At 33.6% G+C, this 21638-nt stretch carries 25 protein-coding genes, 1 other RNA gene and 1 pseudogene; 13 read left to right on the top strand and 14 right to left on the bottom strand.

The features are described from left to right. Positions 1-2 precede the first annotated feature (2 nt). Positions 3-506: a hypothetical protein gene (locus Q1A60_RS09905; RefSeq protein ID WP_299764784.1), complete on the top strand. Its 504-nt coding sequence runs from the start codon at positions 3-5 to the stop codon at positions 504-506. Here Q1A60_RS09905 and Q1A60_RS09900 read toward each other — a convergent pair whose 3' ends face one another. The 4 genes from Q1A60_RS09900 to Q1A60_RS09885 form a co-directional block, all read right to left on the bottom strand. Next, the gene (locus Q1A60_RS09900; protein ID WP_299764786.1) at positions 507-1061 is read right to left on the bottom strand and encodes a 1-acyl-sn-glycerol-3-phosphate acyltransferase; all 555 of its coding nucleotides are present in this window, start codon (positions 1059-1061) and stop codon (positions 507-509) included. Positions 1062-1067: 6 nt separating this feature from the next. Further along, positions 1068-1811, bottom strand: coding sequence for a 3-deoxy-manno-octulosonate cytidylyltransferase (kdsB, locus tag Q1A60_RS09895; protein ID WP_299764788.1), 744 nt, complete (start codon positions 1809-1811; stop codon positions 1068-1070). 77 nt (positions 1812-1888) lie between these two features. After that, the gene (locus tag Q1A60_RS09890; RefSeq protein ID WP_299764790.1) at positions 1889-2449 is read right to left on the bottom strand and encodes a DUF4126 domain-containing protein; all 561 of its coding nucleotides are present in this window, start codon (positions 2447-2449) and stop codon (positions 1889-1891) included. A 39-nt stretch (positions 2450-2488) separates the two neighbouring features. Beyond that, on the bottom strand, positions 2489-3922 hold the full coding sequence (locus tag Q1A60_RS09885; protein ID WP_299764792.1) for an AAA family ATPase: 1434 nt from the start codon (positions 3920-3922) through the stop codon (positions 2489-2491). 115 nt (positions 3923-4037) lie between these two features. Between Q1A60_RS09885 and Q1A60_RS09880 the strand changes: the two genes are divergently transcribed. Genes Q1A60_RS09880 through Q1A60_RS09870 form a run of 3 tightly spaced genes read left to right on the top strand, consistent with a single transcriptional unit; the run spans position 4038 to position 6035 of the window. Further along, complete coding sequence (locus Q1A60_RS09880) at positions 4038-4691, top strand: hypothetical protein (protein ID WP_299764794.1); 654 nt, start codon at positions 4038-4040, stop codon at positions 4689-4691. Further along, the gene (locus tag Q1A60_RS09875; RefSeq protein ID WP_299764796.1) at positions 4642-5475 is read left to right on the top strand and encodes a DUF3822 family protein; all 834 of its coding nucleotides are present in this window, start codon (positions 4642-4644) and stop codon (positions 5473-5475) included. The genes Q1A60_RS09880 and Q1A60_RS09875 overlap by 50 nt, the downstream gene beginning before the upstream one ends. After that, entirely contained in the window at positions 5472-6035 is a 564-nt protein-coding gene (locus tag Q1A60_RS09870; RefSeq protein ID WP_299764798.1) for an RsmD family RNA methyltransferase, read from the top strand. Before Q1A60_RS09875 ends, Q1A60_RS09870 begins: the two co-directional genes overlap by 4 nt. Positions 6036-6151: 116 nt before the next feature. On the opposite strand, the gene Q1A60_RS09865 is transcribed toward Q1A60_RS09870, so the two are convergent. Next, the gene (locus tag Q1A60_RS09865; RefSeq protein ID WP_299764800.1) at positions 6152-6406 is read right to left on the bottom strand and encodes a hypothetical protein; all 255 of its coding nucleotides are present in this window, start codon (positions 6404-6406) and stop codon (positions 6152-6154) included. 288 nt (positions 6407-6694) lie between these two features. On the opposite strand from Q1A60_RS09865, the gene Q1A60_RS09860 reads away from it, so the two are divergent. The 3 genes from Q1A60_RS09860 to Q1A60_RS09850 all read left to right on the top strand — a co-directional run bounded on the left by Q1A60_RS09860 (position 6695) and on the right by Q1A60_RS09850 (position 8938). Continuing rightward, on the top strand, positions 6695-7447 hold the full coding sequence (locus tag Q1A60_RS09860) for a DUF6794 domain-containing protein (RefSeq protein WP_299764802.1): 753 nt from the start codon (positions 6695-6697) through the stop codon (positions 7445-7447). A gap of 154 nt (positions 7448-7601) precedes the next feature. Then, entirely contained in the window at positions 7602-8162 is a 561-nt protein-coding gene (locus Q1A60_RS09855) for a DUF6090 family protein (protein ID WP_299764804.1), read from the top strand. A gap of 149 nt (positions 8163-8311) precedes the next feature. Further along, positions 8312-8938, top strand: a complete 627-nt coding sequence (locus Q1A60_RS09850) for a hypothetical protein (RefSeq protein WP_299764806.1) — start codon at positions 8312-8314, stop codon at positions 8936-8938. Between the two features lie 49 nt (positions 8939-8987). Here Q1A60_RS09850 and rnpB read toward each other — a convergent pair. The 5 genes and pseudogenes from rnpB to Q1A60_RS09825 form a co-directional block, all read right to left on the bottom strand. Further along, an RNA gene (gene rnpB, locus Q1A60_RS09845) (RNase P RNA component class A) lies at positions 8988-9296 on the bottom strand. A 79-nt stretch (positions 9297-9375) separates the two neighbouring features. Beyond that, positions 9376-9594, bottom strand: a pseudogene (locus Q1A60_RS09840) (2TM domain-containing protein); the annotation flags it as partial. Between the two features lie 80 nt (positions 9595-9674). Then, on the bottom strand, positions 9675-9974 hold the full coding sequence (locus tag Q1A60_RS09835; protein WP_299764808.1) for a 2TM domain-containing protein: 300 nt from the start codon (positions 9972-9974) through the stop codon (positions 9675-9677). Between the two features lie 19 nt (positions 9975-9993). Continuing rightward, the gene (locus tag Q1A60_RS09830; RefSeq protein ID WP_299764810.1) at positions 9994-11322 is read right to left on the bottom strand and encodes a histidine kinase; all 1329 of its coding nucleotides are present in this window, start codon (positions 11320-11322) and stop codon (positions 9994-9996) included. A gap of 13 nt (positions 11323-11335) precedes the next feature. Beyond that, positions 11336-11968, bottom strand: a complete 633-nt coding sequence (locus Q1A60_RS09825) for a hypothetical protein (protein ID WP_299764812.1) — start codon at positions 11966-11968, stop codon at positions 11336-11338. A 288-nt stretch (positions 11969-12256) separates the two neighbouring features. Here Q1A60_RS09825 and Q1A60_RS09820 point away from each other — a divergent pair, with 288 nt between their 5' ends. Beyond that, positions 12257-13246, top strand: coding sequence for a VPGUxxT family thioredoxin-like (seleno)protein, type 2 (locus Q1A60_RS09820; protein WP_299764814.1), 990 nt, complete (start codon positions 12257-12259; stop codon positions 13244-13246). A gap of 141 nt (positions 13247-13387) precedes the next feature. Here Q1A60_RS09820 and Q1A60_RS09815 read toward each other — a convergent pair whose 3' ends face one another. Together Q1A60_RS09815 and Q1A60_RS09810 are read right to left on the bottom strand one after the other, a co-directional pair. Next, entirely contained in the window at positions 13388-14047 is a 660-nt protein-coding gene (locus Q1A60_RS09815) for a DUF2306 domain-containing protein (RefSeq protein ID WP_299764817.1), read from the bottom strand. A 142-nt stretch (positions 14048-14189) separates the two neighbouring features. Next, complete coding sequence (locus Q1A60_RS09810) at positions 14190-14624, bottom strand: DUF2141 domain-containing protein (RefSeq protein WP_299764819.1); 435 nt, start codon at positions 14622-14624, stop codon at positions 14190-14192. A 180-nt stretch (positions 14625-14804) separates the two neighbouring features. On the opposite strand from Q1A60_RS09810, the gene Q1A60_RS09805 reads away from it, so the two are divergent. From Q1A60_RS09805 to Q1A60_RS09785, 5 genes are all read left to right on the top strand, one after another. Continuing rightward, positions 14805-15188 carry a hypothetical protein gene (locus Q1A60_RS09805; protein ID WP_299764821.1) on the top strand — a complete coding sequence of 128 codons (384 nt, stop codon included), beginning with the start codon at positions 14805-14807 and terminating at the stop codon, positions 15186-15188. A gap of 71 nt (positions 15189-15259) precedes the next feature. Then, positions 15260-15436 carry a hypothetical protein gene (locus tag Q1A60_RS09800; protein WP_299764823.1) on the top strand — a complete coding sequence of 59 codons (177 nt, stop codon included), beginning with the start codon at positions 15260-15262 and terminating at the stop codon, positions 15434-15436. A 450-nt stretch (positions 15437-15886) separates the two neighbouring features. Further along, positions 15887-17548, top strand: coding sequence for a SulP family inorganic anion transporter (locus Q1A60_RS09795; RefSeq protein ID WP_299764825.1), 1662 nt, complete (start codon positions 15887-15889; stop codon positions 17546-17548). Positions 17549-17979: 431 nt separating this feature from the next. After that, positions 17980-19680: a T9SS type A sorting domain-containing protein gene (locus Q1A60_RS09790; protein ID WP_299764827.1), complete on the top strand. Its 1701-nt coding sequence runs from the start codon at positions 17980-17982 to the stop codon at positions 19678-19680. 193 nt (positions 19681-19873) lie between these two features. Next, positions 19874-20245: a DoxX family protein gene (locus Q1A60_RS09785; protein ID WP_299764829.1), complete on the top strand. Its 372-nt coding sequence runs from the start codon at positions 19874-19876 to the stop codon at positions 20243-20245. A 294-nt stretch (positions 20246-20539) separates the two neighbouring features. Here the strand turns inward: Q1A60_RS09785 and Q1A60_RS09780 are convergent, their stop codons facing one another. Continuing rightward, positions 20540-21091, bottom strand: coding sequence for a DUF4252 domain-containing protein (locus tag Q1A60_RS09780; RefSeq protein WP_299764831.1), 552 nt, complete (start codon positions 21089-21091; stop codon positions 20540-20542). Positions 21092-21094: 3 nt separating this feature from the next. Then, entirely contained in the window at positions 21095-21631 is a 537-nt protein-coding gene (locus Q1A60_RS09775) for a DUF4252 domain-containing protein (protein ID WP_299764834.1), read from the bottom strand. Positions 21632-21638 lie beyond the last annotated feature (7 nt).

Genomic DNA, 21638 nt, shown 5'->3' with positions numbered 1-21638 from the left:
TTATGAAGACATATCTTTCTATTATAGTGCTTTTATTTTCCAGCTTTGTAGCACAAGCACAAATGACTAATGAAATATTAGAAGAAATTCTTACCGAAGAAGTAGATAGTATAGGAGGTTTTACTGGAAGATGGCAGATGAAGTTAAAAGATTTGCCAATGATTGTTCTTACTGACGAAACAAACGATCGTATGCGTATCATCGCTCCTATTATAGAAGCATCAAGACTTGACGAAGAGCTATTATTGGATTGTATGACGGCAAATTTTCACTCAGCACTCGATGTCAAGTATGCCATTTCTGATGGAGTCTTATGGTCTGTATATATTCATCCTTTAAGTCCGCTAAATGAAGCTCAAGTACGAGATGCTGTACAACAAGTATTTTTAGCTGCTGCTACTTTTGGATCGAGTTTTTCAAGTACACCTTTACTATTTGGAGGAGGAAATCAATCCCAACAAAATGTCCCTGCAAAAAAGGATTCTCTTATTTTTAAGAAGACTTGATTATTTATTAGGTGTAAAACTATATTCAGGAACTTTCCCGATAGCACCTTCAAAAAACTCATGAATCATAGCCATATCCTGTTCTAAGCTACCAGAAGGATATAAAGGTTTTGAAATGCGATGTTCTTTTTTGTCAAAATCAAAAGCAACCATAATGATAGGTACATTTGCTTCCATTGCGATATAATAAAAGCCAGTTTTAAGCTTATCTACTTTCTTACGAGTTCCTTCTGGAGCTAGTGTAAGTCTAAATTCATCCTTCTCTTCAAAGACGTGTGCGATAGATTTCACTTTATCTTGACCAGAGGTCCTATCTATAGGCGCACCTCCCATAGCTCTAAAGAAATACCCAAATGGCCATTTAAACAACTCTTTCTTCCCTACAAAACCAATTTTAACACCTAAAGTAGCTCGTAATAAAACTCCCATATAGAAGTCATGCCAACTTGTATGAGGCACCGCAATAACAATACATTTTTTTACAGTGTCTTCAGAAAAATCACCAATGGCTTTCCATCCAAGCACTTTTTTATAAATCCATTTTGATAATCCCATAAGTTCTTACTTGACGATATGTTGACGTGCTTTTTCTAAATCTTCTGGAGTATCAATCCCTATAGCTGTATTATGAGATCGTACCATTTTTATTTTCTTTCCGTATTCTAAAAAGCGAATACACTCTATTTTTTCAGCAGCTTCTAAAGCTCGCATTTTTAACAGTGAAAAATCTATAATCGCTTGTTTTCTAAATGCATATATGCCTTTATGTTTATAAACCGTTAAAGGGACTTCAGGGTCTCTTACATATGGTAAAGGTGATCTTGAAAAATACAATGCATAATCCATAGCATCTACAATAACCTTTACATTATTAGGATTTTGAATTTCTTCTTCGGTTTCTAATGGTGTCATCACACTAGCCAAATCAATTTGCGAAGCATCATCTCCATAAAAAACCTGTAATACAGGAGCTAGATCTTCTCTCGTTGTAAATGGTTCGTCACCTTGTACATTGACGACAATATCACAATCTATAGCAGCAACAGCTTCTGCTATACGATCGCTTCCACATTCATGATCATCACGACTCATTAGTGCCTTCCCTCCTGCTTCGATTACCGCATCATAAATCACAGAGCTATCTGTTACTACATAAACAGCATCAAAAAGTTGGGTGGCCACCGTACTTTCGTAGGTACGTATAATAACAGGCTTCCCTGCTAAATCTTTCATCATTTTCCCAGGAAAACGTGACGCTGCGTACCTCGCCGGAATCATGGCTATAATTTTTAAAGGTATACTCATTAAGTTGTATACGCTTTCGCGAAAGCGTAAAATTTAATATTAAATACAAGTGCAAACATAAGTAAATTCATTTCCAATCAAGAACGCCTTAATTTTTTAATCCATCGCCATGCACTACCTACAATAACCAAGACAATGAGTAAAGCTATAAAGGGAGAAAATACACTTGCCACAGAAATTGTTGTTGCAGCACCCGTTTCTACAGAAGCTACCACAGGATTTGCAATACCTCCAGTAGTTGCTGTAGATGTGAGCCTTGTAACACCTGTAGTTCCTGAAATTGCAGCAGCTGCGCCGCCTCCAGCTATAATAGCTAATGCCCAAGTAAATGCAGGGTTTAGATCTCCCATAGTAGCAACCATTAAGAGTGTTCCGGCTATTCCTGCCATAGGCACAGAAATGGTATCTAACACATTATCTAACCAAGGAATAAAATAGGCAAAGGTTTCAACAATAGCTGCAATACCTAATAACCACAAAGCTCCAGTACTTCCTACCCATTGCCAGTTTTCATCTACAGGAAACCATCCATAATGTGCAGATAAACTCATGATGAGTAGTGGAATAAAAATTCTAAAACCTGCAGCGGCGGCCAGTGAAAACCCTAATACAATGCTTATAATTAATTCAAAATTCATAGCTATAAATATATTACGTGTAAGATACAGTTTTTGTCATTATTCCTCCACAAACATATCTTGTTTAAAACCAATAAGATACACTACTGATTTAGCTCTTGTGACTGCGGTGTATAGCCAACGTAAATAATCCCTACTCATCCCATCAGGAAGATACGGCTGTTCTATAAAAACGCGTTCCCATTGTCCTCCTTGTGATTTATGACACGTAATGGCATAAGAAAACTTTACCTGAAGTGCGTTAAAAAACTTATTGTTTTTGATTTTAAGGAATCGTTTATACTTAGATGTTTCATCGGCATAGTCTTTTTGTACTTCTTGATATAGCTTATTTGATTCCTCATAAGGCAAAGAAGGAGTTTCCATAGCGAGTACATCAAGCATAACTACAGTATCAAAAGGAGACATATTAGGATAATCAATCATTTGCACTTTTACTTCAGCAAATCTGAAGCCGTATAATTCTTTTATGGCATAAATCTCTAATATCTTAACAATATCACCATTAGCAATAAAACCAGCATCACTTTTTGCATCTACCCAGAAGTAATTATTTTTTACAACCATAAGATGATCACCAGAAGAGATTTCTTCTTCTTGAAAAAGAATACGAGTTCGTATTTGTTGATTATAGAGATTGGCTCTTTTATTGGATCGTACAATCATAGCTGTTTCTTCATTACCCACCTGATCATACGAATCCTGAATAGCTTCCATGATATCATGACCATCTATAAGTCTAATGATATCTTTAAAGCCATATATATCAAATTTAAAATCTTTAAAAAAACCATCGGCTAAATGTTCCCGTATGGTGGTAGCATTTGAGAGAATACCACTATTTTCTGCCTGACGCATAACTTCATCAAGTTGCAAGCTTTCTATCTCTTTATTGTATTGCAAAGACAATACATTTCTATCTAATGCGGGAGAAATATCTAATTTTACAGGAGGCAACTGTGCATCATCACCTATTAAAATGAGTTTACATTTATGTCCGCTATACACATATTGCATCATATCATCCAGCAACGACCCATTTTCAAATAATTTAGATTCGCTCGCTCTATCAGATATCATAGAAGCTTCATCTACGATAAAAACACAATTACGATGTTTATTAGGTTGTAATGTAAAAGAAACACCCCCGCCTTTGTCTTTTTTAGGGAAATAAATTTTTCTGTGTATCGTAAATGCTTGTCGTTGGCTATAATTACTAATGACTTTGGCAGCCCTGCCCGTAGGCGCCATCAGCACTGAAGACAACTGTGCTTTCCATAAATTTTTAACTAACGTCCCAATAATAGTTGTTTTACCCGTTCCTGCATATCCTTTTAATAAAAAAACGGTATCATATTTGTTGTCTAAAAGGAAGTTTGAAAGTTTTTGTAAGAGGATATCTTGCTTTACTGTAGCGGTATACGGAAAGTCTGATTGCAATAATTTATAAAACGACGAAGGGTCTGTAGACATAAAAGAATATTAGCTGGGTTAAATATAACGAAGGAAAATATCTTAATATGTTTTTACGAATAAAAAAAAATTGTAGATTTGCGAGTATACGTAAACTAATATAAAAACTCTACGAATGAAAATTGTTTTACAAATTGTACTTTGGGTAATCATAGGTGTGTTATCATATTTACTTTTTAATGCCATCTATGGAGAAGTGAAATTTAATGAGATTAAAGAAAAAAGGTACAAGATGGCTATTGAAAACTTACGTGACTTGCGTATTTCTCAATTAGCACATAAAACAGTTACTGGAAAATATGAAGCCGACTTTGATAAATTAGTTCGTTTTATTGATACCGCTGAATTTACATTAACGCAACGTAGAGATTCTATTGTACGTGATGAAGAGCAAAGTAAAGCTTTTGGTGTAGACGTTAATAAAGAAATAACGATCATAGATACATTAGGGACTAAATCTGTAAAAGACTCTTTATTTGGAAGCTCTGACCGTTACAAAACAATGATCAATGTTCCTATTAAAGATGCAAATGCTAAATTTGAAATGAAAACAGGAACTATTACTAAAAGTAATATTGAATTCCCTGTATTTGAAATAAAAGTATTGAAAGAGACCTTACTATTTGATCAACCAAGAGATTTCTTAACAAAAGAAAAGCAAGTTGTTTCTGTAGATGGAGTAAATGGAGATGCCCTTACAGTAGGTTCTCTTATAAAAATTGATACAAACGGAAACTGGCCGAAGAGTTACGGTGCAAATGACGAATAATAATCAATCACATACCATATCAAAGAAATTGTCCATCCAAGTATGCTTAGATGGACTTTCTTTTTTTACTCAAAATATTGCCTCCAAAGAAGTTATAACGTATAAAGCAATTACATTTGAGCAAAAAGTAGATCCTGCTTCTTTATTACAAGAAGTGACTACTATCTTTAATACACATCCTGAATTAAAAGAGTCGTATACAAAAGTAGAAGTTATCTATAGTAATCAATTGTTTACGCTTGTCCCTAAAGCTGTTTTCGATCCTGAAAAACTAACGGATTATCTAAAGTTTAATACTAAAATCTTAGCGACAGATTTTATCGCTTATGACAGTATAGAAACACAAGATATCATTACGGTATATATCCCATATACCAATATCAATAATTTCTTTTTTGACATCTTTGGTGCTTTTGAATATTATCATGGAATGTCACTTTTTATTAAAGAAATAGTAGAGAAAGAAGTTCAGCAAGAAACATCTAGAGTTCATATTCACATTCATAAAAATAGTTTTGATCTAGTTGTTACGCATAAAAAGAAGTTACAACTCGCAAATACATTTGACTTTTATTCAAAAGAAGATTTTATGTATTACACCCTATTTACATTAGAACAACTTGAGCTAAACCCTGATACTACTGAAGTATTTCTTACAGGAGCCATTCAAAAAGAGGATCCTTTATTTGAATTAGCATATACCTACATTCGTAATGTAGAGATCAAAGAAACCCCAACCAGTAGTATTCCTACAACAGACTATATTTTAAGCACACTTTTATGACACGTATCATTTCTGGAAAATATAAAGGTCGCCGTATACAAGCGCCTAAAAAATTACCTGTACGTCCTACGACTGATATGGCAAAAGAAGCCCTGTTTAATATTATTCGTAGTCAGTTTCATATCAGTTCTTTAAACATATTAGATCTTTTTACTGGTACTGGAAATATAAGTTATGAGTTTGCTTCTAGAGGTTCTCAACATATTGTCTCTGTAGATGCTAATTACAATTGTGTTCGATTTATAAATAAAACAGCTGAAGAGTTTGAATTTGATTCCATACAGACCATTAAAAGTGATGTATTTAAATACTTAGAACGCGCTTCAGGGAATTATGATATTATTTTTGCTGATCCCCCATATGATATTGCTATAGAACAATTTGAAAAAATTGCACACCTTGTATTTGAAAATCAATTATTAGATCAAGATGGTACTTTGATTATAGAACATAGTAAACATACCAAAATGGATCATGTAGCAAACTATGTAGAGACAAGACACTATGGCGGTAATGCATTTAGCTTCTTTGTATGGCCAGAAAGTGATGAAGAAGAATAGCTCTTTTCTTTTTTTCGCTTAAAGCGAAAAGATATATATCAACATTAAAAAACAAAAAAGCAGTATGCTATACATACTGCCCTTTCCCCCAACTTTAGTGTACTAAAAAGTATCGTTTAACTTTCTTCTTCTCCTACAGCCTCTGTTTGTGTTGTAACAGATCCTGTTGTTGAATTCCCATAAACGGGTGTTTCATTGCGCAGAATATCGATTACACGTGCAAAATTTTCTGCATTCATATACGGCGTTTCTTCTCTTTTCCCTTGAAACGTAGTAAAATAAAACTTCCCTAAATCGATTTTTGGATCCCAAAGCGCTTGGTAGCTGTTTAGCTTCGTCCACCCGGTGGTTCCTTGTGCATAATGTGGCATAATTCTTATTTGTTTTAGTGAGATAAAATTGTTTTTGTTACAATTCTGATGCAAATCTAAGACGAGAATCATTTTTTACAACAGGGTAAATGCCCCTTTTTTAAAAGGATAAAAGAACTATAAAATCTAAGTCTAAATTAAAAGTAACTCTATATATCTGATAATGTATTACTTATTTTACAAATAGTTACCTTTTATCAACCAATTGACTAAATGAAATAAGAGGTTCACTCATTATAGATTCTAACTTAGAATAAATGAATGTAGTTTTAAATAAACTACCGAATTATGAATAAATTAATTTTTGTTGTATTCCTGATTTTACCGACTTTTCTATTAAGTCAAAATAACTGCGAAAAATATATTAAAAAGTATATTCCAATAGACTTAAATGATGCAATTTCCTATTTTGAATGTAAATCAACAAAAGATGAAATAACAGCTTTTAAAAATAAAACGGAAAAAGATGCTACTTCCAGTTTGCATTTCGAAGCTGGAATGTCAATTCGCAATAATTGGAAACTTTGGGCTGGAACATCTGAAATATCAAAATATTTTAGAAATTTGGGAATTCATCACCCAGATGATATGTCAGGTATAATATTCACTTCTCTCCACAGGAAATTAAATCATGCTGATATAGATCTAGAAAATCAAATCAAATTTTATCAAGAATATTGGGCTGAATCAAAGAGAAAAGAAAAGGAAAGAAAGAAAGACGAATTCAATAAATTTAAAATTGGAGATAAAGTTGAGTTTTCTTACAAATATGATTATGTATCAAAACGTCAAAAGAAAAGATGGTGGGATGATAAGTGTATTGCTACAGCCGTAATTGAAGAATTGAATGCTGATAAATTTGAATTAAAAATAAGACTTTTAGAAAGTTGCGATCGAAAAGGGATAATAGTCCTAAAATATGATGTTTGGGAAGAAATTAATGGAGAATATGAAAAGACTATTGAAGATAAAATTGAAATAATGAAAAAAGGAGAAACACGTTGGAGTTCATATTATTTGTGGGATATAATGGAGAAATAACGATGTATAACATTGTATGCAAAAAATAGTGAGAGTCATCATTAATAATATAGTTCAGATATTCTTGCTAAGTATCTAAATTTTTAAATTGATATATTAAAGGGAAAATATTTATCTTAAGAAACAAATTAAGTTAAATACGTAATCATACCAAATGAAAACATTAAGTCTATTAATCAGAGAAGTTATTACTGTAATAATTGGAATTTTGATTGCTTTGTTTATCAATAATTGGAATGAAGATAGAAAGGATAAAAAGTACTTGGATCAAATTTTTTCCTCTATAGAAAAAGAATTAGAAGAAAGCATCATAGATATAAATAGAGTAATTCCTAAACAACTTGCATCTATAGATACTATACAAGCTTACTTAAATAATGAAGATGTCTCTATATACGATGTAATTATAAAGGCTAATGGTGTTCATTCTCCAAGTATAAAAACGAATTCTTGGAATGCTATTGCTAATTCTAAAATTGAATTAATTGAATATGAAAAACTATCTACATTAGCTGATATACAAGAAAGAAAGGAAAATCTACGTTGGAGAATTGAAAAGCAAATGGATTTTATGTTTCAAAACATGGAAAAGACCGATACAGGTAAAAAGGAAATTCTCATAATGACAATTTCAGATATCATTGGTGCAGAAAAAAGATTATTAGCTACCATCGAAGGGATATTAAATAACAAAGCTGAACTCAGTAATAATTAAGAAAGTATTAGTCTTTATTTGCACAGTAACCAACTATAAAATATGACATTTATAAAGGCAAAATATTTATATTGAGATAAATAACAGATAGAAACGAAAATACCTCTCTCCTATTTTAGGTTTTTATATTGAAAATTGACAAAAACATTATGAGAAAAATAATTACATTAATAGTACTGATTTTTTTATCAATTAGTAGCTACTCTCAATCCGATAAAGAATTGGTATTAAAATCGTTTGAAAATTATAAAAATGCAATCCTTACTGATAAAGGAATTATAGCAGCTGATTTTGTTGACAGTCGAACTATGAATTATTATTCTACTATTTTGGATAAAGTCAAAACAGCTGACTCTTTAGAAATAGATGCTATGGGGCTAATAGATAAGCTTACTGTATTAACCATGCGACATAGAGTACCTAAAAAGAATTTACTGAATTTCAATGGCGAAGATTTATTCATTTACGCAATTGATAATGGAATGGTTGGGAAAAGTAGTGTTGTAAATGCTGAATTAGGAGATGTGATTACAAATGAAGATTTTTCAAAAGCAGAGTTTGTAGTTAATGAACAAAAAACACCTTTCTTCTTTCACTTTTATCATGAGGATGACGTATGGAAAATTGATATAACACATCTATTCTCATTAGGTACAATGGCTTTTAAACAGATGATTGAGGATAGCGGAGAAAGTGAAAACGATTATATAGTCACCATTCTCGAACTTTTAACTGGAGAGAAACCAACAGAAAATATATGGAAACCAATGCTTTAAAAATAATTTATAACATCTATATATTACGAGGTTTGTCTAGTGATTAAATTAAAAAAGCAGGTCTATAAGCCGGATTCTGTATTACACAAATGTAACCCTTATCATTTATCTGGGATGATTATTACTAAGCACCTCTATCTGCCTACCCTCCCGCAACGCGCGAGTAACACTTAACTGCGGGTATACTTGACATTGCACCGCATAGAGTTTACCTGGTTGCACTACAGCATTACCTGTACATTCTTTCTGTTGCACTTGTCCTATCACGCCTAGGCGTGACGACGGCCGTTAGCCGCTATGCTACTCTATGGTGTCCGGACTTTCCTATCACAAAGTGATCGATAAGGCGACCTGCTCGTGCAAAGGTACAATATAAATTGAGGTAGAATATGCCTTTTTAAAAGGGATTTATTGAGAAAATAAAGCTTTGATTCTTACTAATCTTCATCCATTTCCATAAACTCTCTAAGTTTTCGTTCTTCCCATTTCAAAAAAGGTTTAAAACGACCTAAGGCGACAAAACCATGGATCAAAACACCAATACCCCAAGGAATAAATCCAAGAAGATTCAACCAATGATTATCTGAAAAACAAAAGAAACAAAATGTGAAATTTAAAAAAGGGCCTACTATAGCTAAAAGAATCACCAAAAGATACGTGACTAAATGCTAATAAAAGCCTTGTATGCGTTTTACAGCATCTTTAGCTCGTAAGTATCTTAAATCGTTTTCGCCTTTCATATGTCTTTATTTGTATCTTCCTTATCTATATATTCCTTAATCTTACGTTCTTCCCAATCTCGTCCAAACAATGCTGTTTTACTAAAGAGTTTATATGCTTTGAATATGAGCCCTATACCCCAACCAAATGCGGCCCATAAAAACCACATATAACGCCAATTATTAAAGTAATAATTTACTCCAGCTAATACAGCCATAAACAAGAAGTAACTCATCACCTCGCCATAAAACTTCTTTAAGTCAGCGACGCGTTGTTTTGCCCTTTCGTATTTATCTCGTTTTTCTTCTGGTGTCATCACTAGTATCTATAATTCTTTAAAAATCTTCATCATTCATGAGTTCATCAATCTTTTTAGCTTCCCAAGCTTTATTAAAGATAGGGTTCCAGCCAAAAGTCTCTGCAGCATGTCCTATCACACCCCATCCCCATCCTCCTATAGGGAATATAGCCCAAGGGAATGATCCTGAACGTATATTTAAAAATATAAAAACAGGTACCATAATCAAGTAAATCGCAAAATGAATATAAAACCCTTTTAACTTCTCTACCTTCTCCTTAGCGCGATTATAGCGCTTATCTTCAATATATTCCTTCTGTTTGGGTACAAATGCTTTTTGCTCTATAAGCATCGGAATCGCAATTTCAAACGTAACCCGATCATCTTTAATGCGAACTTCTGAGTCTGTTAGTAAATGATAACGTTGTTTAATATTATGTAACCCTACACCACTACTCTTTTTGACAACCTGTTTCGCTTGAATGTTATTTTTAACCACGAGTCTATTTCCATCCTCATAAATCTGAATATGTAACTTCTTGCTTGGTGTTACCATATTATGCTTTACCGCATTTTCTAGTAGTAATTGTAAGGATAATGGCACTACTTTCAATTCTGAATTTGAAACATGATCTGGAATATCTACAATAATACTATCTTCAAAACGCATTTTGATTAAATTCATGTACGTACGTGCAAAGGCAAGTTCTTCATCTACAGGAACCAATTCTTTATTTTTTTGTTCCAAAACATAGCGATATACTTTAGAAAGTGAGGTTGTAAACTTCTGTGCCTGTTTTGGATTTTCTTCTATAAGACTAGCCAATACATTCAAACTATTAAATAAAAAATGTGGATCTAATTGATTTTTAAGTGCGTCAAATTTCGCGGAAGCGGTTTTAGCAATAATCTTAGACTGTTTAACCTTGGTGTCTTGCGTATTTTTCCAATAGTAGAAGATGTAAAAGAGCCCTGTAGAAACAAATGCAATGATGGATGAAAGATAATAATCACGCAAACGTTCATTCTCTAAAAATGTATCTATAGGTTCACCTGCACGAATTACTTGTAAAAAAATGCGTAATAAAAATACGGTAATAAAAGTAGCCATTACACCACTTAATAAACCAATGATGACATTACGTGTTTTCCAGAACTCTGCTCCATAGCGATCTAAAAATGCTCTAAAAACATACATGTTTACTAAATAGAGTGATACAGAATATAATTGATTAATGATAAAAAAATCTAGTGCACCACCTCCATACCATGGGTTTCCTATCAGATACATGATAACTGCATGTACTATGAATATGACAATTCCTAGTCCAAATGCTTTACCAAACTCTCTTAGTATCTCTTTCATGTGTTTTATATTCTTATTTAGTACAAGCCGCATACGCTTCTTCTGCACGCTCTAAACCATAACTTGGATGGAACTCTGTTGCTGGTTTAAAGGTAGCAAAAAGATCTATGGCACGTTTTATTTCGTTACAATAAGGCGTGGTATCACTTCCAAAATAACGTGCTGCACCTATATCCCACTCTGCTTTATTAAAAATAAATATAGGATTTTCTGGTTCTGCCTTTTGTGCTTTTGTATATAACTCAGACACTTTTCCAGAATATTTCATTCCATACTTAGCACCATCATAGGCTACCCAAACAGTATATACTTGTGCTTGCATCTGTTTTGCATATGGGTTCTCTTTATCAATAGTAAGCATATTATTAATATGCTCTTGTGCTTTATCTAAATTAACTTTTAATGTTGCTTCCTTACGATCTTCCCAAGTACTCCAGCATTTTAACACATATAGTTGTGCGATATAGTAATCAGGAAGCCATTGTTCTTTTTCTGCAGCAGCTATACGTGCAAAAAGATTAGATGCTTCATCCAGTTTATTGGCGTCCCAAAGTTCAAAAGCTTTACGCATTCCGTTTTCATAAGGAGTTTGTGCAGTGCCTAATGTTGTAATAAAAAGAAGGGCAAAAGTGATTATAGTTTTCATCTGTATTGTTTTTTGATGCTGTAAAAATGTGGATTTATACGCTTTCGCGAAAGCAAAAACAACCCAACTGTCATTTTTAGCGACCGAATTGTTGTATTAAAATGAATCAGGACCTAAATGAATCAAGAATCAAGACTATAACATAGATTCCTGAATCTTAAAACGAAGCGATCCTGAATTCTTTTCGCTTTCGCGAAAAGAAAATTGACATGTTAAAAAGTGCTAAAAAACAATGAATCTGTAAGCAAGATTGTTAAAAAAAGACTTAATCTCCAAAAAAGAATTGTTATGAAAAAGAATCACCATGCACTCATCGGAATTTTAGTCATTTGTTTTTCATTTCTATCAAGTACTGCTCAAGAACGTACAAACCCTTTACAACAAGACCAAGAATTAGGAAAAGTGAGTTGGTATCGTGATTATGATGTCGCAACGTCGCTGTCAGAAAAAGAGAACAAACCTGTATTGATCCTTTTTCAAGAAGTACCGGGTTGTGCAACGTGTCGTAATTATGGTGATGATGTACTGAGCAATCCATTACTGGTAGAAGCGATAGAAGATTTATTTATTCCATTGGTGATTCATAATAATAAAGGAGGAAAAGATCGAGTGATTTTAAATCAGTTTAATGAACCCAGCTGGAATAATCCTGTAGTTCGTATTGTAGATGCAAACGGCGGTGGTCTTGCTCCTAGAGTTGCTGGAAATTACTCAGCTAAAGGGTTGTATACAGCCATGCGAACAGCTTTAGCTAAAACCTATGCAGAGATTCCTGAGTATATGGATTTATTAGGAAAAGAGTTAAGCGCTGTACATAGTACGAAAGAGAAATATTACTCCATGTATTGTTTCTGGACAGGCGAAAAGCAATTAGGTGCTCCTGAAGGTGTACTCAATACGGAAGCTGGTTTTATGAAAGGTCGCGAAGTGGTAAAAGTTACCTATGATGATCGTAAAGTCGATGTAAAAGAATTAGATACGTATGCAAAACGTAATAACTTCACTCCTATTTCACAAGATAATTCCTACCGTCCGGCGAGTAATGATGAAGATTATTATTTACGACATACACCTTATAAATATTTGCCATTAAGTAATTTACAGAAAACAAAAATCAATAGTGCTTTAGGCAAACGTAAAGATGCAACGGTCTATTTGAGTCCGCGACAAAAGAAATGGTTACAAGAAACTATAGCTAACAAAGCAAAACGTGAAGTTTTATTTGATAAATCATTTGCGACTGCTTGGGAACGAAAACTTGCATTAAGTCAGGGATAAAGAATTCAAATCTAACTAATTGAATATTGGTTAACGAAATAAAAAATATAAAAATTTGGAAAAAACACTAAGAGTAATTTATAAATGCATTAACACCTAAAGTAACCTACTCAATTTAGTGTTAAGAGACAATCATTTGGATCATGATTGTCTCTTTTTTACTTTCATTTTACGTTGCCAGTATATGATAAAAATAGTTCCGAATACTGTAGGCAACAGCCAATTCAATAATGAAGGTAGTACCGCATTGGTTACTAGAAAAGCAGTAAATGCTGCTATATAACCTCCTGATATTTTACTAATATGCAATCGTACTGCTTTCTTTTTAAGTGTTGAAATATTCCTAAATGCTTTTAAATCATTAAATCCATTTAAAAATGCAATGATTCCAAAAACAATTAAAACGACACCTAGCCTGCTGATTGTAATAGCGATATAACTTCCAAAGAATACCATGAGTATAGCTATACCGATCATCGTTTTAGCTATTATACTATCTGGACGTAATTGGCTTTTATCTTTTATTCTTGTATACTTTAATGCTCGATATCCAGAAATAACTAAATACAAACTAAAGAGTCCTACTACAAATAAGAAAGGGTTGTAATGACCTGGAATAACTGAAGCCCCTATTCCTGAACCTCCAGCAACTAACATCGCATAATAAAAGATCTTTCCAGATTTCTTATGGAGCTTTCCTCCTTTTTTAGTAGCAACCGAAATTGTTCCTGCAACCAAACCTATCATTCCTGACACAGCATGTATAAAGATAAATACAGTAAAAAATTGTGATAGTGTCATATAATGATGGGGTATTTATTAAAAGTTGACGTTGAGTAATAAAAAATTAATTTGTACTACAAGTGTATCCTAAGAAACTGGCTCTTAGAAAGAAGTCTATATTCTATTCTCTATGTTATTAAAGCGAAACGATCTTAAAAAATTACATGTTAATTTCTAGAATAGCCATTTTGCCTTTGAGTTCAAATTTAGCGTCTTTCCATTTTGGAGCGCTCATAAACCCTTTGGCATTATTAGAACACCCTGTGTCTTCCTTAGGGATTCCCATAAAATTAGTATCTAGTTTTTGATTACTATTCTCATCGTGAAATACAGTAACAGCATACGTTCCTTCTGGAATATCTTTTAATCTTACAATGACCTTCCCATCTTTTATCTCACTTCTAGTGCCTTTATAGAGTTTACTTAGAAAAGTATCTTCACTACTATATAATCCAATATAAAGCATTCCTTCATCATTATCTATATCTGTAATCGTTACATGAATATCTTGTAATGTAGCAGAAGCATCCTGTTGTGCAAACATAGCAGTAGTTCCTAAAATAAGGGCAATTATAAATTTCACAATGGTAGTCATAACGGTTTGTTTTTAATTGATGATTCAAAAATCTCATAAATACCTCTCTTTTTAAAAGAGAATCTACTGAATTGTCGAAATGATAGGGTGAGTTGTTTTTTTGATAAAGTAAAAAAATAGAATTGTTTGGTTTTAAACCAAGAAACATAGCATTTTGTTTAATAAACGTATCTTTACATTATGTATACGCAACATAACCTTAAACACAAATTGTTATCGCTATGGTTTCTCATAGGGATCTCACTTACGTTTGGGTATGAAACACAGACGCAGAGGGTATCTGTCCCTGATGTTGAGTTAGTTGAGGCGTATACTAAAGTGACGTCGCAATCTACCGTATCGTATACACAAGTAACTAAAGCGTATATAGCTTCTTTTTACAAGTCTTCGTATACTACATTTTCTTTTGTACAGTTCGTACATGCACAACATACAACGATACAACATACACTTGCTATACAAGAAGAAAAGATCTTACATACAAAACATTCGTTTATAAAGAAACGTTTACCACAACGCACTTCCCTATCTGATGATACAGATAACAATCATTCCTTGTCTTAACCTAAAGACACTTTAGATTCCTTATTTATTGTATCATCCCACGCTATTATAGCGTGACATTCTAATTATTTATGAAATTTAAACGATATCTGCGTCTTATGATGCTTATCCTTGTGATTGCCATGGCAGCTGCTTTACCAGTACCCATGAAATTTGCATATAAAGACAATCTTCCAACAGATCTACAGGAACAGGTAGATCCCAAAGAGGAAGATGACGAAGAAGACGAGCAAGAATATATTATGTAAAAAATGACTCAGGATTGCTGCACTGCAAGACATAAGACACAAAACTTGTCTTAATCTATAACTTGTTGACTTCGATATAATTTTATATGAAAATGTATTCAGTCAACTCATATGTATGTCTGAGCTTGTCGAAGACTACTTATAAAACAAACGAATCATACGAGCACTTCGACAAGCTCAGTGTGACAATCTATATAAAAATAGAGTATTACTCTAAATTAGAGTAATACTCTATTTTTATGATACCCTAGTTTCTTAAGAAATGGCTATGTGATATGAACAAAGTACTTTTCAAAGTCTATTTTCTTCATTCTTTTTCCCAATATACGCTTTCGCGAAAGCGTATATACACACATAAAACACATACCCGAAAACGCTATCGTAAAAACAAATCTATGCATTAGGGCTTGGCACGAGAATACTATATCTTTGCAGGCTTAAAATTGGAAGATGATACAACGCATATTTAAAAATTTCACATTTAATCCTAAAGATGATATTCTCTCTGGACTTACGGTAGCTCTTGCATTAGTTCCAGAAGCAGTTGCTTTTGCTTTTGTTGCAGATATTCCGCCACTGGTAGGTCTTTATGGTGCGTTTATGATGGGAATTATTACAGCTCTTTTTGGAGGACGTCCAGGAATGATTTCTGGTGCTACTGGTGCTATGGCTGTTGTAATGGTGCATATGATTCAAAAAGGAAATGAAGTAGGTGATGCACTGGCTACGCCTATTGAAAACCTTGGATTGCAGTGGTTATTTATTACCCTTCTCTTTGTAGGTGCCATTCAGATTACAGCTGGAATTTTCAAATTAGGAAAGTTTGTGCGTTTAATTCCGCATCCTGTGATGATGGGATTTGTAAATGGACTTGCTATCGTTATCTTTTTATCTCAATTAAAATTATTTCCAAGTTTAGGCACAGAAAACATCTCATTTACAGGAGATACTGGAGCTTGGTTTTCTGCATTATTTTCGAATGGGGCTTTTTGGATCATGCTAGGTTTTGTAGGATTTACCATGGCAATTATGTATTTCTTACCTAAAATCACTAAAAAAGTACCCGCAGCCCTTGTTGCCATTGTAACAGTAGCTGCTATTGTTATTTTAGGAAACTTAGATATGGATACGGTAGGATCTTTTATTCGCGAAGGTACAAAGGACGGTAGCGGATTAGAAGGTGGATTACCAACCTTCCAATTCCAAATATTTGATTCCGTAGTGTTAGATAGTATTTTAGCTAATAAATGGCTTATCCTATCAACCGCATTTATATTAGCTGCTGTAGGATTGATAGAGTCGCTTATGACTTTAAACCTAATAGATGATATGACAGAAACTCGTGGTAGTGGTAATCGTGAGTGCGTTGCACAAGGAAGTGCTAATATCTTAAACGGTCTCTTTGGAGGAATGGGTGGTTGTGCCATGATTGGGCAATCTATCATTAATGTAAACTCTGGAGGGCGTGGTCGTCTATCGGGAGCTGTAGCGGCTGTGGCATTATTATGTTTTATTTTATTTGGAGCACCGCTTATTGAGCAAATTCCTATTGCTGCATTGGTAGGGGTAATGTTTATGGTTGTAATAGGAACCTTTGCTTGGTCAAGTTTTAGAATCTTAAATAAAATACCCTTAGCAGATGCTTTTGTACTCATTGCTGTATCTGCAATTACAGTGTGGCAAGATTTAGCTGTTGCTGTAATAGCTGGGGTGATCATGAGTGCGCTAGTATTTGCATGGAAAAATGCTACGATGATTCGTGCGCGTAAACGTATTAAAGAAGACGGTACCAAAGTATATGAAATATGGGGACCGCTATTCTTCGGATCTATTCAAAACTTTAATTCTAAGTTTGATGTAAAAAATGATCCTGATGTTGTAGAAATTGATTTTATAGAATCACGTGTAAATGATCATTCTGGTATAGAAGCCTTACGTGGTATTGCAAATAAATACCTTGATGCTGGAAAACAGGTGAAATTAACACACCTTAGTCCTGAATGTAAAGCATTGCTTTTAAAAGCAAATCCTAAGTTTGATCAAGTAATAGAAACCGCAGTAGATGATCCTCGTTATCATGTGGTAACCGATTTACTAGATACAGAAGTATAGTTTTCATCTATTTCTGAAAAAAGTCCCAAATAACATGTTATTTGGGACTTTTTTTATGGTGTCATATCGTATAGTAGTTACCTACTCAAATTAAATACATCCATGATTTAACAAATACGTAAAATCCACATCTATTAAAAAGATTTTTCTTACGATTTAATTTATGGAGATGACTATCAAGTAGTTATTCTAAGTATTCAGTAAAAGAAAATAAAAATTACGTCATGTACTATTCTGACTGGATTTAGAAATATTGACATGCGTAAAATCTTACAGAAAAATAAAGTAATTGCCATAGTATCATCACAAATCACTAAAAACATAGCTGTTACAATTAGGGGCAAATGCCCCTAATTGTAACTAAAAGTGTTAATGAAAGATTTTTTTATGTAGATTTGCATAATAATATCTCACTAAAACAATTATTAATTATGAAAATTTTTACTCTAAAGAGTGCATTACTATGCGCACTTTTAACAACTTTTGTAGGTTTCTCTCAAGGAACAGGGACTTCAGAAAATTCAAACAACGTACCAATAGGAATTCAGAACAAGCATGGTGTTGAAAATACCTTGGGTGCAGATGTACCATCTGTATTGGTAGCTGCTGCTCCAGGTAATGACGATTGGATCGATGATGTAGAAGCAAAATTAGACGGAACTGGTCTTGTTGCCGCCGATACATTTTTAACTGGGGCTGGAACTCCTACACTTGCAGAGCTTCTAGCGTATGATGCGGTATTAGTCTTTACAGATGCTGGAGTTGCAGATCCTATGGGGTTTGGCGATATCTTAGGGCAGTATATTGATAGTGGCGGCGCTGTTGTAGATGCTACATTTACACCTAATGTTTCGATTACAGGTGGATTTACAGCGTATGAGTTATATTCAAACTCAGGTCAATCTAACGGAGCTAACTTAGGTATAGGTACTATTAATGATCCTGGTCATCCTATTTTAGAGGGTGTTTCTAGCTTTGATGGAGGAACAGCTTCTTTCCATAATACTGCAGGAACGATTGCTACTGATGCTGTTGTTATTGCAGAATACACAACAACAGATCCTTTTATTATTATCCAAGAAAATGTAGGCCCAGCAAATACAAGACGTACCTTCCTTAATTTCTATCCACCATCTATTGATGCGCGTGATGATTTTTGGGATACAACATCAGATGGCGCTTTAATTATGGCAAATGCATTACGTTGGACTTCTTTCTTCAGTGATGGACCATCTGTGCTTATCGTTGGTGCACCTGGAAATCCAGATTGGATTTTTGACGTAAGAAGCAAATTAGAAGAAACTGGCACATTAAATGCTGACACATTCCAAAGTGGTAGCGGTACGCCTACCCTTACACAACTTCAAAATTATGATGCTGTCTTCTTATTTACAGATGCGGGTGCAGCAGATCCTGCAGCATTAGGAGATGTCCTTGAAGATTACATAAATTCTGGAAAACCTGTTGTAGATGCAACGTTTACACCTAATGTGTCTGTTACTGGTGGATTTACACAGTATGAATTATATTCTAACTCTGGACAGTCTGGTGGAGCTAACCTTGGCATTGGTACTATTTTAGAACCTAGCGACCCTATTCTTACAGATGTAAATACATTTGATGGAGGAACTGCTTCTTTCCATAATACAGGAGGAACTATTGCAGCGGGAGCTACTGTAATTGCAGAATATACAGATGGTTCACCTTTATTAATAAGGGATAGTAATGTAGGTCCTGCAAATACAAGACGTGTATTTATTAACTTCTATCCACCATCTATCGATGCGCGTGATGATTTTTGGGATACAACGTCTGATGGTGGTTTAATTATGCGTAATTCATTATTATGGGCGATTAATGGAGTTGTACTTGGTACAGATGATAATGAATTAGGAATTGATATCTCTGTATATCCTAATCCTGCTCAAAATGAGTTAAACATCGCTAATACATCAGGTGTCTCTATAGAGAGAACACAAATTATTGACATGGTAGGTAGAATCATTACAACGATTGAACCTAGTGATGCTGTCAATAGAACTATTGATATTTCAAACTTAACTACAGGTATTTACTTCTTACGTTTAGAGAGTGCAGATGCTAGTAGTGTGATCAAATTTATCAAGAAATAAACTTGATCTAGTTTCTAATATATTTATGATTATAATAGTAAACCTCGCCTTTGGCGGGGTTTATTATTTCATAGCATTTCGTTCAAGAATGTAACCCTTACAATGAAAACGAAGATCAAGATGTTTTTATTTAGATACCTAGGTAGATACCTACTTTTTGTTAACTTTATCTCATCAACCAAAACTTTAAGACATGTCAAAGAATACAGATTTAGGCTTATTAATACTACGTGTAGGTGTTTCAGGATTAATGCTTACGCATGGTCTACCGAAATTATTAAACTTACTTCAAGGTAACTTTGAATTTGCAGATCCAATTGGATTAGGAAGTACGATCTCTCTTATTTTAATTGTCATCGCAGAAGTAATCTGCCCTGTACTTATTCTTGTAGGTATTAAAACACGTATAGCAACCATACCTCCTATTATTGCAATGGCTGTTGCTGCTTTTATGGTACATGGAGCAGATCCAATAGGTACAAAAGAAAAGGCATTACTTTATTTAATCGCCTTTGTAGCCATTGGCCTTATGGGAGCTGGTAAATTATCTTTAGATAAAAAATAACTAGGTTTATAACATCATATATACCGATCTATAAACCCCGCTTAGTTGCGGGGTTTATTATTTTCATTCATGATATACTTGAGAAGATCTACTTCTTTTCTAATAACTTGTTGTATACGCTTTCGCGAAATCGAACTTGTGAGATTCACGACCAAAGGGAGAGTGAAACGATAAAGCATATACAGGAATCATTTATACATAGAAATAGGAGCATTAAAAAAACCTCGTCGCCAAACGAGGTTTTTAGTGTTTACATTTTAAAATATACAGATACCTAGTATCTATGGATAGTGTTTATTGCTGCTGATTGAATACATCCATTACACCTTCAAATTGAGAAACATCAATATCTCCAGCTTCAATCGTTTTGGCAAGGTTTGCCATATCAGCAATATTCATATCATCACCTAATAAACGAGCTAATACAAATCCTTTAGAATCTTCTGATGCAAATAAGATTACCTCATCTATCGCATCTTCTTCTCCTCTAAAATAAAGTTTCATATTTCCCATCTCTGAATTAACTTTCATTAATTCTTCATAATCGTCACTAGCCAGTATGGTTGAGACTTTAGTTACTTCACTATCAAAAGTAGCGCTTGTTCCATCTTTTAATGGATACGCCATGATATTAATCTTACGTACACTTTTAAGCACTTTCTTTTGTTCTTCATCTAACGCTTTTGTATCCTGACTTATTAAGCTTGTAGGTACATCTACAGAAATAAAGTTTGTATTATTTTGATTTGCTACATAATATTCTTGTAAGGTTTCACCATCTTTACAACTTGTAAGAGTGATACCAGCAAAGAAAATGATGGCAATTATTTTTACTATTCCTTTCATAATTTATCCTTTTTTAGCTTTATCAACATCTTTAAGTGCTTCGCTTCCTTTAAAGTTTAGCTCTTGTGCGAGTTTTGAAATTTGTTTTAAATCTATGTTTCCTGTTACTTGGAAAAATACAGTACGATCTTCTCCATCTATATCTCCATTAAGGAACATTACAAATTCTTTTACGTAATCATCACTACTACCTGGTTTGTAATAAAACTTTACATTCTTCCCATCATCAGTAGCTCTTAATAATTCTTCAAGATTAGAAGAAGAAATATAACTTGCCATTGTACTATTCATTTGAGAAGCCAAGTTTTCTTTTGTGGTTGTAAACATTTTTACATTTTCCAGATTGTTTACTAACTCTATATAAGATTGCATTTCTGGATCTGATGAGTTAAGGTCTACTTTACTCAATAATTTGAACATTTTTTGATTCATCACCATGGATGATACCCCTTTCATAGATTCAAATTTATCAAACTGATTTTGTGCAACCATCGTCATAGATGATACTAACAATACTACGGCTATAATTATTTTTTTCATTTTTGTT

Origin of the sequence: uncultured Dokdonia sp. (assembly GCF_947492535.1) — a bacterium.
Classification (GTDB): Bacteria; Bacteroidota; Bacteroidia; order Flavobacteriales; family Flavobacteriaceae; genus Dokdonia.
This window is presented reverse-complemented; position numbering and strand designations above follow the sequence as displayed.